This is a genomic window from Parasphaerochaeta coccoides DSM 17374, from assembly GCF_000208385.1.
Taxonomy (GTDB): Bacteria; Spirochaetota; Spirochaetia; order Sphaerochaetales; family Sphaerochaetaceae; genus Parasphaerochaeta; species Parasphaerochaeta coccoides.
The window spans coordinates 886808-900557 of sequence record NC_015436.1; the positions used below are offsets into that span (position 1 = coordinate 886808).

14 protein-coding genes are annotated in these 13750 nt (G+C 51.1%); all 14 read right to left on the bottom strand.

The annotated features are described in order from the left end of the window. Nucleotides 1-28 precede the first annotated feature (28 nt). Nucleotides 29-1711 (bottom strand): MBL fold metallo-hydrolase RNA specificity domain-containing protein, encoded by a 1683-nt coding sequence (locus SPICO_RS03860; protein ID WP_013739373.1) that lies wholly within the window; start codon nt 1709-1711, stop codon nt 29-31. Between the two features lie 39 nt (nt 1712-1750). Beyond that, a complete protein-coding gene (locus SPICO_RS03865; RefSeq protein ID WP_013739374.1) occupies nt 1751-2203 on the bottom strand; it encodes a PTS sugar transporter subunit IIA in 453 nt (150 codons plus the stop codon). 12 nt (nt 2204-2215) lie between these two features. Continuing rightward, complete coding sequence (locus tag SPICO_RS03870) at nt 2216-2707, bottom strand: universal stress protein (protein WP_013739375.1); 492 nt, start codon at nt 2705-2707, stop codon at nt 2216-2218. A gap of 65 nt (nt 2708-2772) precedes the next feature. Continuing rightward, nucleotides 2773-3420 (bottom strand): V-type ATP synthase subunit D, encoded by a 648-nt coding sequence (locus tag SPICO_RS03875; protein WP_013739376.1) that lies wholly within the window; start codon nt 3418-3420, stop codon nt 2773-2775. A 3-nt stretch (nt 3421-3423) separates the two neighbouring features. Beyond that, nucleotides 3424-4848: a V-type ATP synthase subunit B gene (locus SPICO_RS03880; RefSeq protein WP_013739377.1), complete on the bottom strand. Its 1425-nt coding sequence runs from the start codon at nt 4846-4848 to the stop codon at nt 3424-3426. After that, on the bottom strand, nt 4832-6643 hold the full coding sequence (locus tag SPICO_RS03885; RefSeq protein WP_013739378.1) for a V-type ATP synthase subunit A: 1812 nt from the start codon (nt 6641-6643) through the stop codon (nt 4832-4834). The genes SPICO_RS03880 and SPICO_RS03885 overlap by 17 nt, the downstream gene beginning before the upstream one ends. Continuing rightward, the gene (locus SPICO_RS03890) at nt 6628-7275 is read right to left on the bottom strand and encodes a V-type ATP synthase subunit E family protein (RefSeq protein ID WP_013739379.1); all 648 of its coding nucleotides are present in this window, start codon (nt 7273-7275) and stop codon (nt 6628-6630) included. The genes SPICO_RS03885 and SPICO_RS03890 overlap by 16 nt, the downstream gene beginning before the upstream one ends. Next, on the bottom strand, nt 7272-7574 hold the full coding sequence (locus SPICO_RS03895) for a V-type ATP synthase subunit F (RefSeq protein ID WP_013739380.1): 303 nt from the start codon (nt 7572-7574) through the stop codon (nt 7272-7274). The genes SPICO_RS03890 and SPICO_RS03895 overlap by 4 nt, the downstream gene beginning before the upstream one ends. A 12-nt stretch (nt 7575-7586) precedes the next feature. Continuing rightward, entirely contained in the window at nt 7587-7949 is a 363-nt protein-coding gene (locus tag SPICO_RS03900) for an ATP synthase subunit C (RefSeq protein ID WP_013739381.1), read from the bottom strand. Nucleotides 7950-7980: 31 nt separating this feature from the next. After that, on the bottom strand, nt 7981-9960 hold the full coding sequence (locus SPICO_RS03905; protein WP_013739382.1) for a V-type ATP synthase subunit I: 1980 nt from the start codon (nt 9958-9960) through the stop codon (nt 7981-7983). Then, the gene (locus tag SPICO_RS03910; RefSeq protein ID WP_013739383.1) at nt 9957-11087 is read right to left on the bottom strand and encodes a V-type ATPase subunit; all 1131 of its coding nucleotides are present in this window, start codon (nt 11085-11087) and stop codon (nt 9957-9959) included. The genes SPICO_RS03905 and SPICO_RS03910 overlap by 4 nt, the downstream gene beginning before the upstream one ends. Further along, the gene (locus SPICO_RS03915; RefSeq protein ID WP_013739384.1) at nt 11084-11443 is read right to left on the bottom strand and encodes a hypothetical protein; all 360 of its coding nucleotides are present in this window, start codon (nt 11441-11443) and stop codon (nt 11084-11086) included. Before SPICO_RS03915 ends, SPICO_RS03910 begins: the two co-directional genes overlap by 4 nt. Before the next feature lie 227 nt (nt 11444-11670). Then, entirely contained in the window at nt 11671-12867 is a 1197-nt protein-coding gene (locus SPICO_RS03920; protein ID WP_013739385.1) for an RNA-guided endonuclease InsQ/TnpB family protein, read from the bottom strand. Further along, on the bottom strand, nt 12861-13484 hold the full coding sequence (locus SPICO_RS03925) for an IS607 family transposase (RefSeq protein WP_013739386.1): 624 nt from the start codon (nt 13482-13484) through the stop codon (nt 12861-12863). Before SPICO_RS03925 ends, SPICO_RS03920 begins: the two co-directional genes overlap by 7 nt. Nucleotides 13485-13750: the final 266 nt, after the last annotated feature.

Sequence of the window (13750 nt, forward strand, 5' to 3'; positions counted from 1 at the left end):
CAGCATCCTTCAGTACCCAATAGACAGGTCAGGCGGAAGCATCCTTGTCCCATTTTATCTTCAGGTATTCCAAATCGCTGGTCAGGCGTTGTATGGCATTTGCCAGACGCAAGGTTTTCTTGCGGTTTGTGAGAAGCCCCGGAGCATCCGCAGCCTTTGCAAGTCGCTGTATGATGGATTCCACATCCTTCTGCCCTGCTGACAAAGCTGTAAAGGCTTCGGCAAGAATCCTGAGCTGCGGTGACGTAAATTCAGATGGCGGGGTTTCGGGCAGTTTATCGGCAAGCACATCGAAGGATTCAAGGAATTTAGGCGCATACGCCCGGAGTCCCAGTTCTGCCTTCAAGAAACCGGCGAACCAAGGAGCGACATCGGAATCACCATGAACCACAAACACGTGGCGGGGAGCATCTGCAAACGCTGAAAGCCATCTGAGCAAACCATTCTGGTCGGCATGACCGCTTACCCCTTCAAGTTTCCTCACTCGTGCCTTTACATCAATCTGCTCACCGAAAATAGTGACATGCTGGGCTCCGTCAAGGATGGAACGACCCAAAGTACCTTCTGCCTGGTAGCCTGAAAACACGATACATGATTCCGGTCGCCAGAGATTATGTTTGAGATGGTGCTTGATGCGCCCGGCTTCACACATGCCGCTTGAGGATATGATGACCGCAGGTTCATTCCTGAAATTCAGCGCCTTGGAATCATTGGCATCAGTGATGGTAACAAGACTGGGGAAAAGGATAGGATTGTGTCCTTTTTTCGCCAATTCCAGAGCTTCATCATCAAAAAATTCCATGCTGGTCGCAAAGATGCGCGTTGCCTTGACGGAAAGCGGGCTATCGACGAAGACTGGTACATCCTGTAGCCCGTTGAGCTTATGATCCAGCATGTAACGGAGGAAATAAAGGATTTCCTGTGTCCGTCCCACGGCAAAAGCAGGAATCACGACATTCCCGCCTTGGGCGAAGGTTTCAGCAATGATATCCGCAAGATCCTGTGCGCGGGCTATGGTAGTTGCCTTCTGACTTCCTGGCTTGCCGGAACCGGAGCCACCATGCAGCCTGTCCCCATACGTGGATTCAACAATGACATAATCAGCTTTCTTGGGATACTGGGGGTCTTGTATCAGAGGCTGGTCGAAATTTCCGATATCGCCGCTGAAAACAAAAATACGTTCCTCTCCGTTTTCCTTGACCGTTATTTCCATGGAGGCGGAACCAAGAAGGTGTCCGGCATCAATGAAGCGCACGGAGACATGGGCAGAAAGCTCCATGACTTCCCCATACCGGCATTCCCTGAACAACTCCATGGATTTTTCTGCGTCAGCAGTGGTATAGAGGGGTTCAACCGCAGGCTTGCCTGCCCGCCTTTGCTTCCGGTTCTGCCATTCCGTTTCCATTTGCTGGATATGTGCGCTGTCTGCCAGCATGATTTCACATAAGTTACGGGTGGCTTCGGTAGCATAGATTGCTCCGGAGAACCCTTCCTTTACCAGAAGAGGAATACGTCCGCTATGATCAATATGGGCATGGGTCAGGAGCATGACATCTACGGTTTCCGCCTTGAATGGAAGTTCATCGCCTTGGACGCGCTCATCAGTACCCTGCGCAAGCCCACAATCGATAAGAATATTCATTCCATCCGCTGAAAGCATGAAACAACTACCAGTGACATGACGCGCTGCGCCATAGAAAGAAATTTTCACAAAGACCTCCTCATCGACCGGCGTCACCCTTTATGTCCATTACTCCCTGAAAAGACTATACATCGCATCCGCGCTATGAGCATTCTTGATATGTTTCATCATCACCGCGGAAGAACATGTCCGGGCAATCGAGGCAAGCACCTCGACATGGGAAGACAAGGCTGCGGGCGGAGCGACGACAAGAAAAAAAAGCGAGACAGGCTCGTTATCAGGAGCGTTGAAATCCACGGGATGTGATGTGACGCCGATGACCAACTTCACGGATTGCACCGCTGATGTCTTGGCATGAGGAACGGCGACTCCCTTTCCCAAGCCCGTACTGCCCAATGCTTCGCGACGCTTGATGGCCTGAAGAATATCATCCTGCGCATCCTTTCCCAAGTTCAGGGCATCTGAGAGCAATCCGACCATTTCTTCAATGACGGTATTAGCATCATTGCCGGCAAGGGGGATTTTTATCAAGTTCTTATCAAGTACATCAACTATATTCATCTTTTTTCTCCCTCACATGACATCCTGCTCGAACTTCATCCACACATCATCGATATCATGAATGAGCAGGACAGGACAGGATACAAGTCGGATAATCCGATCTACATCACTAATCAATTCGTCCCTGCGGCTTCTGATTTCTGTCAGGCCGCACAGTAACAGAAGATCGATTTTATCATCCTTTACGCACGTGAAGACTTCATGAGGAGTAGAACCCGACTTTTTCACCGGCACAAGGGTTACTCCCTTCGAACGGGCAAGCTTGACTGCGTGACGCAACTGGCGATCGGCGTCCTCCTCCAGATCCTCCAAATATTCCGTCCGCTCGCTGTCAATGAAAATATGAGCTTTCACCAGTTCACTGACAGCTTTGGTATTGACCACATAGATTGCTTCCAGCTCGGCTCCTGTGCCTTGCGCAAGAAGTATGGCGTACATCAGCGCTGCCGTAGAGCCTTCTGATCCATCGATATACACGAGCATCCTTTGAAAAGGAACTGTCATGAATAGCCTCCATCCTGTGTAGAGCTGCTAGCCCTATGATATTGTAGCGCGCAAATCCACATTCGTCACGTCGCCAGTGTTTTGTCCATGGTCGTGACTCGTTCCAGCCGATCTTTGACATTCTTCATCAAGACAAAGTTTTCGCGTTCAGCTTCCTCAATCCGGCTTTTCGTCAGAGCAAGAGCCTCCTGGGTCTCAGGAATCAGGATTTTTTCCAAGGCATTCACCTTGCGAATCGTCTTCTTTACTTCCCGCGCAAGTCTCATGATTGAAACTTTCAGTTCAGCCATCCGTCCCATGAGTTTCAGCGCATCTCGATACTTCGAGATGGCGATTTCAGAACGCAAACTTGTACCTTCCGCACTGAAATAGGGGCCTTTATCGGAAAATGTCGTTTCTACACGGGGGAGCCTGACCCCCATGACGCGACGTTCCCCGACTTCAATGCTTGCGCTGATGTTCACCGCCCCGGCGAGATTGCCGACCGTCAACCGTCCCATGTCCATCACGGAATCCTGAAGTGCCTGCGAAGCTTCGGACAATGCCTGGTCAACCCGATTCTGATAGTCCGCCGCCTGGTCAACGAGAGTCAGCAACTCGACGACCAGAATGGAACGTTTCTGGTCAAGCAGTTCATGGCCGGAACGTGAAAAGGACAGTTCTTCGGTGAGCCTCATGAGATTGCTTCTTGTCGGTGCTATCATGCGTGCCATGGCTTATCCTTTGTGATGGGTATTCAGTTCGTCATCGGTCAGCCTCTGCAATTCCTCACGCGGCAGCAGGGACAATGCCTCCCACGCCAAATCCAGGGTCTGTTCAATCGTCCGGTCGTCATTGAACGCTTGAGAAATGAAACGTCTTTCAAAGAAATCACCGAAGGCAAGGTACTGCTGATCCAGGCCGGTAAGTTCTTCCTCTCCGATGACCGATGCTAAATTCCGCACTTCACGCACATGGTTGTAGGAAGCAAATAACTGGTTGGAGACATGTGGATGATCCGCACGGGTCATCCCTTCTCCAATGCCGTCCTTCATCAAACGGGACAGTGAAGGCAGAGGAGCGATGGGTGGATAGATCCCCCGCCCGCTCATGGTACGGTCAAATACAATCTGTCCTTCCGTGATGTATCCGGTAAGGTCAGGAATAGGATGACTGATATCATCGTTGGGCATGGTCAATATGGGCAGCTGGGTGATGGAGCCTTTCCTGCCCGCTATCTTCCCTGACCTTTCATAAAGCTCGGCAAGATTGGAATAGAGATAACCGGGATAGCCTTTACGGGAGGGAATCTCCCCTCTTTGCGTAGAAATCTCACGCAGGGATTCACAGTAGTTGGTCATGTCTGTCATGATGACCAGAACCTGCTTGTCTTTGTCGAACGCCAGATGCTCCGCCAGCGTCAGTGCAGAGCGAGGGGTTATCGTTCTTTCGATTGACGGATCATCGGCAAGGGAAAGAAAGAGCGCGACATCATCTAGCACGCCCGCCTGCTCGAAACTGTCAATGAAATATCGGGCGACATCATATTTGACACCCATTGCGGCGAATACGATGGCAAATTCACTTTTTCCACCCCGCACCTTTGCTTGACGCACAATCTGAGCGGCCAGCTTGTTGTGATCCATGCCGTTCCCAGAGAAAATCGGCAGCTTCTGCCCTTGAATCAGAGTTGTCATCGCATCAATCACGGAGATGCCTGTCTGGATGAAATCACGGGGATATTCACGGGCGGTCGGATTAATCGGCGTTCCGTTGACATCCCTTTCCTCCGTGCCGGTGGGAATAGCCGCTCCGTCCCGACTCCGTCCCAGACCATCCATGACGCGTCCCAGCATGGCTTCAGTGACGCCCAGCGTCAACGGCTCGCCCATGAAATGCATGGACGTACCGGGCAGGGTCAGTCCGCTCGTGCCTTCGAACACCTGCACCACCACAGCCTCGTCGCTGGTATCAAGGACTTGACCTGAACGGCGTAGTCCGTCAGAGGACAGTACTTCGACCAGTTCTCCATATCCCACGGGATGTGTTTTCCTCATATAGACAAGCGGGCCGTCAATCCTGCTGGCTCCAGCGTATTCACGACCTGCAAGCAAAGCCCTGTCCAGCATTCCGGAGGGAAAGGTTTCAGACATCTTCTTCATACATGCCTCCCAACTGCTGTATTGAACGTTCCAGCGACACTTCAAGGCGATCCATGGCCGCTTCATCGTCATTGCCAATGGTAAAACGCATCTTTGCGATATCTTGCACAGCTTTCAGCCTCCGCAACTTCACCAACGGAACTCCTTTTGAAATCGCCGCACTTCCCAGCTCCCAGTACCTGACGATGATGCGGAGCATCGCCGATTGCTTGAGCGTCGAACAATATTTGTCTATGTCATCAAAAGCATTCTGCTGGAGGAAGCCTGTCTTGAAAAGGGAACATACTTCGATGATGAAGTTCTGGCTATCGGGAAGCGCGTCAGAGCCTACCAGTTTGACAATCTGCTGGAGCCGGACTTCCTTCTGGAGAAGATCCATGATGACGCCGCGGGCTGTTCCCCATTGGCCTTCACAATGCTCATTCCACCATGAGATGACTTCATCGACATATTCACTGTAGGATTCTGTCCAGCTTATCGCTGGATAATGCCGTGCACTGGCCAAGGCTCTGTCCAGTCCCCAGAAGCAACGCACAAAACGTCGGGTATGCTGTGTGACCGGCTCGGAGAAATCTCCTCCGGGAGGAGAAACCGCTCCAATGATGGATATGGAGCCTTCCTTGCCACAGAAAGTCTGCATGCGACCTGCCCTTTCGTAAAATTCGGCGATGCGCGTTGGCAGATACGCGGGGAAACCTTCCTCCGCAGGCATCTCCTCCATGCGTCCGCTCAATTCCCTCAAGGCTTCCGCCCACCTGCTGGTGGAATCGGCCATGAGTGCGACGGCATAGCCTTGGTCCCGATAGTACTCAGCCATGGTGATGCCGGTGTAAATGCTTGCTTCACGGGCGGAAACCGGCATGTTCGATGTATTTGCAATCAAAATGGTACGCTCCATCAGGGAACGTCCGGTGCGCGGATCAACGATGTGGGGGAACTCCCGCAGGACATCGGTCATCTCGTTACCTCGCTCACCACAGCCGATGTACACAATGATGTCGGCATCACACCAACTTGCTATGGCATGCTGCGTCATGGTCTTGCCTGTGCCAAAGCCGCCTGGAATGGCAACGGTACCACCTTTTGCAAGGGGGAAAAGAACATCGATGACCCGTTGTCCCGTCAAAAGCGGAGTGTCCAGCGCCATGCGCCTCTCCGTGGGACGGGGAGTCCGGATTGGCCATCTCTGCATCAGGGAAATGTGTGCTGTCTTTCCATCAGGATAGGTGACAATGGCTATTATATCCGTCACGGCATAGTCACCTTCCGGCATGAGAGTCACAACAACAGCATCTTCCCGTACTGCGTCATCGCCAGTCCGCGCATGACGCGCCGGAAGCAAAATCTTGTGGAGGATATTATCATTTTCCTGGACATGGCCGAGGACTTGACCAGTCCGTAAAGTGTCGCCCTCATGGACAATGGGAACGAAATGCCATGACCGGTTCCTGTCAAGCGCAGGGCAGTCTACGCCACGAGCAATGAAATCTCCGCTGATGTCTTTCAGGGCTTCAAGAGGACGCTGGATGCCATCATAGATAGTACCAATCAGGCCGGGTCCCAGCTCGACGGACAACGGCATGCCGCTTCCGTAGATATTATCCCCCGGCGCGACACCCGTGGCATCTTCATAGACTTGGATGGTCGCGGTCGCGTCAGACAGCTTGACCACTTCTCCGATCAACTGCTGTTCCCCGATATATACCAGTTCCATCATCATTGCATCAGTGATGTTCTTGGCGGTGATGACGGGACCGTTCACCCTTTTCACTTGTCCGACTATTCTGTTCTGCATGTTCTTTTATCCACCAGATTCTTGATTTCTCGGTCGAACCGACGCAAACGGTCAGAGATGTGGTTGCTGAATGAAATGGCATCATCCAAGGATGTAACCCGTATGCCGGGTTCTCCCAACCGCCTCTCATCCAAGGCAAGAGTGACAGCAAACCCTGTCTTCTCCCTGACAAGCCGTTCCGCGTCATGCAGGATTTTCTCAGTGACAGGGGTTTCTTCCGAATACGCTACTTTCGCCTCCGAAACGCCAAGACCGACCGTAGCTTCGGCAATCCATGTTGTCAGGATGGCTGAAAACCCTTTTTCATGAACACGTTGGTAAAGAAGTTCCTTCACTTTGTCCATGACCTGGGTTCTGTACCTGTCCTGTTTCAGGAGCTGTGCTTTCCGTAATATGTTCCTGCGGGCACTCTCAATCTGTAGATGGACTGTCTGGATGCGCATGTCATTGGCAGTTCTCTCGTCATGGCACTGCTTTTTCGCCTGCTCCTGGGCTTGAAGGATGCGCACTTTGGCTTTCGCCTGTGCCGCTTCCACAATCCTGTCCGCTTTATCCTGAGCTTCCTTCATTATGCCGGAAAGAAGCACGCTGTCCCTAACCTTTATGTCAGTGTTCATATCAGCAGTAGTCATAGGGAAACTCCAATGGCATCGTTGACCAACGTACGTATATCCCTGCTCTTTCCTTCTCCATGAGGAGACGGAATCTCCACGACCAGAGGAAACGCCTCGGAAAACAGATAACGATCGACGACTGTCCGTATCATATCCGCGGCATCCTGGGTGATGATGATGACGGCGTTGAGATGATCCTCAAGTGCCTTGTCCCAGACGGATTTTGCTTCCTGGGGAGTCGTGGCAGCAAGCCCGGCCACGCCTACCAGAGAAAATCCGAGAACAGTATCTTCATCACCTATCACAAAATAATTCACAATCAGCCCCGCTCAGGCTTTCCCAAGAATCATCAATGCAGTGATGAAGCCGAACACGACAATACCTTCTGCCAGAGCAATGAAGATAAGTGCTTGGCTTGCAATCTCCGGTCTTTCGCTGATGGCTCCCATGGCAGCCGAACCGACATGACTGATGGCCATGCCCGCAGCTATGGCTCCTGCGCCAAAAGCAATTGCGGCGGCAATCACGACCCACATCAGGTCACCGGAACTTGAAGCGGTATTCGTCGTTTCGGCAGCAGCCGGAGTAGCCGCGAAAGCTCCCGGTGCAAAGACCGCGGTGGAAACGACCATGGCCAGCACCGTTATCAGAAGGGAGACCAAGACTTTCCGTCTAAAAGCAAATGTACCCATATTTTCCTCCGTCCTCTCTTTTTCTAAAATCTTATTTCTTTGTACGCAACCCAATGGGTTCATACGCAATTCCTTTTCCCGTGAAGTAGCGAGAGAAAAACTCATAGTAATTCAACCTCAGCGACTGTATGCCAGCCGATAATCCTTCAAGTGCAATGACCAAGACATTACCGACCAACAGGATTAAGAATCCTGCGATTCCCCCATTCACCAGTGCCGCCATATCAGCGAACGCCACCATCAAGCTGACATGTGCTATACCCAGGCCAGCGACACGCATGAACGACAGCGTATTAGACAGGAAGCCGCTGAATATCTCAAGAACATCGACAATCCACTCCATGAACGCGCCAATGATGACAGTGCCGACCTTCTTCCTGTGTCCGCCTGCCTTGAATTCCAGCACATAGGCAAGGAACCCTTTCAGGAATAAAAGGACAATAGGCACGACAATCCCTCCTGTGAGAAGGGGCGTCATGGGAATTGTCTTGTACCCGCTTCCGACGAACGCAAAACCAATGTAGATTCCGCAACCATACAACCACCCTCCGACCAAACCGTTCTTGTCAAGGATCAGGGTGAACCAATCCTTTTTCCTGATGAGGTTTATCCAGTTCAGGACAAGCCCAAGACTGATGATACAGATACCGAACTTAATTGTAATTCCCAGAATATCATAGATGGTTCTGATTCTTCCATCGGATACATGCCCGTTCACCACGCCATGGTAATTGAACCATATGGGCGGAAAAAGGGGAAATCCGAAATAAGAACCGAACAAAGCACCGGCCACTACGGATGCCCCGCCAAGGAATATCAGAAGATGACAGAGATTCCTGGTCAGCATTCCTTCTTTGCGGGCGGGATTTTTCTTGTACATCAGTGAGCCGATGATACCAACGATGCTCAGAACAAGCCCCTGTCCCGCATCGGCGAACATCAGGCCGAACATGCAGAGATATGCGACCGTGACAAACAGCAAAGGGTTGATTGTCCCATATTCTGGTGTGTTGTAGTTGGTGACGATGCGCTCGAAGGGCTCAAGAACGGAGGGAGCATCCACCGCTACGGGAATCTCAGAACGGGGCAGTTCAGCGGGAGATGTCCACTCAATAATACTCTGCCCTTCGCTCGCCTCGCGGATTGCGGCCTCTACCTTCCGCATCTGGTCAACGGGAACCCAGCCAGAAAAAAGGGCGGTATTTCGTGTATGGGAGAAATACAAACTCATTGATTCAGAAAGCTGATTGAGCCGGATATTCGCCCACAAAACCTCAAGGTCACCACGCTTGCGGGCAATCATGTCCTTCGCTTGTCGGTTCAGATCCGCTACGGCATCCTGTAGGGTACGTACTTCATCATCAAGTTTCTCAAGTATTTTCTTTTCGGCATCCCTCTGGAGGCTGGCGTCATCGGATTCTATCCATCCCAGCTTGTCAAGCAAAGGATTGACGCGCGAACCGTCCCTTCTCAGGTACAAGAGGATGGAAACAGAGTCATTCAGAGGAAGCACTATGGCTCCCAAAGGCTGGAAACGACTGATTACGGATTCATCGGACACTCCAGGAAACGTACCGACGTGCAGGTCATAATATTGCCTGCGTCCTTCCCGTATGTAGCGGACAAGCTCCTGACATGACAGGAATTTCTGATTGTTCGTTTTCTGGGAATCTTTTATTTTCTGTACCGATGAAGCAAGCCCGGAAAGAAACCGTCTGCTTTCGGACACATCGACAGGAGTCATGGTCTGCGGCTCCAAGGAGATGGAAGAATAATCCACATCTCCGCCGCTTGCAAGCAAAGCCTCAATCTTTTGGCGTAGGTCTTCCAGTTCCTCCCTGTTGCGGGAAGGAGCGTGAGCTGACAATTTCTCAGCGGCCGCCGGGCTGATTTTTTCTATCCGCACGAAATCCATCACGCCCAAAGACAGCAGCTTGTTCACGACGGGTTGGGATGCAGCTTCAAGAATCACAGCAGTCAACAAGCTCATGGGCTTGGTAAACAAATTCATACAAGCACCTCCCGCATCTGTGCTTCACTCCATCCGTAAAACTTACCGTTGAGCACTGCTCGAATTGCAGTCACTTCTCTTTTATGTAAAAAGAAATAGGCCATCACGACTCCTAAGGTGAACGGATAGTCACTCAGGATATGGGTGAATTTTTTCCGTCTCAACTCCAGAAGATTGCGCTCGATTCGCAAGGTCTGCGCGGCAATCGCCCGACTTTTTCTTCCCCCTGTGTCACCAACATCACCATCTTCATGCAGGGGCGATGTCAATTCAGTCACCATACCAGTCGCCTTGGCCAGCTCAGGGAACCGGTCATTCAGCAGGACTTCGGGATTGCGGTCACCGACGGGCATGTCGAGATACTGACGGGTCCGAGGACTGGACGCAACATGACCGTAAGGAATAAGGCCATGTTCCAGTTCAGCAGAAGGAAGGGAATAGTACCACCCGTAGCGAATCAGGGCAAGGATATTGAAAAAGTCTATTTCCATGGTGTAGATATCATGCGCCGTCGTCCTGTCCAAGCCGGTCAGCCGATGTATCAGGGGAATAAGTTCTTCATACCAATCTTTGTCCAAAGCGGTTTCCACGGGGAACAATCCCTTTTGCTCTATTTCGTGTTCATCAAACGCGGCCAGGACATCCCTATAGGGCGTGTCATGGAGAGCATAGAGGACATCCTCCCAGTTGACGGCATTGATGATGTCGCTCCACTTCACGGGATAGCGGATGGTATCGGTGAAAACATAAACCCCACGGGAGGCAATGCTATGGTGTCGGATGATATTGCTGTACCAGAGCCGGAGAACACTTTTCAGATTCTCCAGTTCCAGTTTTCCCATGAGATGCCTGACTATCTCCTGCGGGACTCCATCAAGGGCGTCAATCACCATATGGTAATCCATGATTGCGTCTTTGAGCATGCCAAGCTCGACCTGTTGGATATCCCCTGTCTGGTCATAGATACGTACAAGATCCGCATAGCGTGAGTTCTTCAATGTCTGGATTGCTTCGACAAGGGTTTCAGCCCGCAACATGCCCGGAAGAAGGGAGTTTTCCTTGAATGCTCCGATCTTGGCACGCAGCCGGGCGTTGATGTACCCATACCGTGCCACTACGCTTTTCATATATGCTCCATGTCATGGGAGAAAAGTCTGGAGGAAAGCACGATGGACACGACTTCCTCCGCTATGGAATCGACTACTTCCGCGGGAAGGGTTGCTTCATTTTCTAACGGGGTGTCAGAAGTTCCTTCATCCTTGAGGGTTTCTTCTTGCAAAAGTGCTTGCGCTTGTGCAAGCCGGACGTGCCCCTCCGCCTTTTCCTTATCCGTTGCAGCGCGGATGATTGCCGTAGCTTCCATCTCGGCCTGCGCCAATATGTCTTCTGATTTTTTCTTTGCCGAGGCTTCCAGTGCCGTGGCTTGTTCTTCAACGGTGAGTATATCCTGGATGACCCGACTGCTCATGCTTTCTTTCATCATATCATTTTTCCTGAGTCGCCTTTTTCTACTGTGGCGAGTTCAGCGGAAATTGTCAATCGAGGGAATGCGTGACAAGGCGCGCGGCGTGAATCTAACCTTGAAAAAAATAGTGACTTTTTTCTTTTATCATAATAATTAGTCCCAACGTTTAGTTGAATTTTAATTATAATGTTCCTAACAGTACGATACTGCTATCTTTCCGTTCTATCGGACCTATCCACATCAGATCATACTGATGTGGAGCCGACTTCCTGCTTCGCCGAGGCAGGTTTCACCGTGCGATTGCTCACACAGCCAGAGCCGTCCTCTCCACAGGCTGACACCGTGGAACTCACGGCGTAATCTCTTACATTAATCGCGGCATTGACGTCGCGATCATGGCGTGCGCCACACAGTGGGCACGTCCATTCGCGCACCGACAAAGGCAGTTCTTCCACCTTATGCCCACAGGCGGAACACCGTTTGGAGCTTGGAAAGAACCTATCAACCACGACGATCATGCCTCCTCGCATATTCGCCTTGTACTCCAGTTGTCGCCGGAACTCGAAGAATCCCATGTCGGCCACAGAGCGAGCCAAATGCCGATTACACATCATGCCTTTGACATTCAGATCTTCAATACAGACAGTGTGAAATCGCTTGGTGAGATCGGTTGTCACTTTATGCAGCGCGTCATTGCGGATATAGGAGATGCGGGCATGAAGCCGGGAGAGTTTTCTTTTTGCCTTCTCCCGGTTGCACGAACCGTGCTTCTTTCTGCTCACGCTCCGGGAGAGGCGACGAAGTCGCTTCAACAAACGTTTATGCGCCTTCGGTCCTTCCACCTTCTCTCCCGTGGACAATGTCGCCAAAGAGGAGACGCCCAAATCCACACCTACCGCGCCTTGGTTTTCGGCTTTGGGAAGATGCGAAAGATCCGGCGTATCCACCGTAATACTCACAAACCATCTGTCAGCGACACGGGAGACTGTGCCCGACATGATTTTACCCGCGAATCTGACTCGTTCGTGCATACGCACCCACCCAAGCCCTGGAATGCGGATGCGATTGTCCTTCACGGAAAACTGATCGTTAGAGATGCTGAAGCGGTCATGGACTCCTTTCTTGCGGAATTGGGGGAAACGGGCGCGTCCAGCAAAGAAATTCTTGAACGCAACGCCCAAGTGCATAATCGCCATTTGCGGAGCGTTTTTGGTGACTTCCAACATCCACGGGAAGTGTTCCCGTTTGATGGCGTTCAAGTGGCGGCGCAGGGACATTTGCGATGGTTTTGACTTGTCGGGATCACGCTTGCACTCTTCATAGAGCCGCTTCCATTCGGCCAGCGCCCAATTGTAGGCGAACCGAGCCACGCCCGAGGCGCGGGCAAAATAGGTCGCCTGCTTATTGGTCGGGTCAAGCCCGATTTTATGGGCGATCAGCATTGCGAGGACTCCACCGCTTTCTTTACTCCATCAAGCATCTTGTGAGTCTTGTGCGAACGGGAGCCATAAAGCCTGGCGGAAAACACGGTGATGATTTCCAGAACATCCTGTGCCACATCTTCCTCAAAGTTGGTGTCTTCACCCTGATTGAGAATGACGACTTCAACACTTTTCGCTTCACAGATGGCGAACACGAGCTCCGCTCCCCATCGCAACAACCGGTCGCGATGCGTGATTACCAAGCGCCCAATATGCCCGCTCATGATATCGTTAAGCAGTCGTTTGAGTCCTTCTTTGTGGTAATTCATCCCGGAACCAAAATCACAGACAACTTCAAACGTCCACCCTTGGCGGGCGCAATACAATGCGAGAACCTGCTTCTGTCGTTCCAAATCATTCGTTTGATCATGACTGGAAACACGGGCATAGGCGATAGTGCGCCGCTCCCCACCAAAAGGATGATACTGCTCGGGAATAAGTTTGGAAAGGTCATAACGCCTATGCCCGGAAGTCGTTCGAACAGGCGTCAGCTTTCCCGCCGCCTCCCAGCGTCGGAGCGTGGTGACGGAAACACCTAATGCCTTTGCGGCTACACCGATGCCGACAATAGTATTCATAATAGATATTATTGCATAGGTATGAGCAGATGTCAAGTCAACAGTTCAATCCCCTTTTGTTTTTCTTTTATTTCTCCTCCCTCTCCTCTACTCCGTTTTAATAAATAGATTGTAGATTTAATAAAAACATATTTATAGTTATTAACATAAATATGTTAATAATATTATTATGCTAAATTATTTCATTATGAAATAAGTATTTATGCTATATTATTATCGTGTTTGAGGGTGTCCTTCTGGGTAGACTTAATGAAATTATTGCCCTC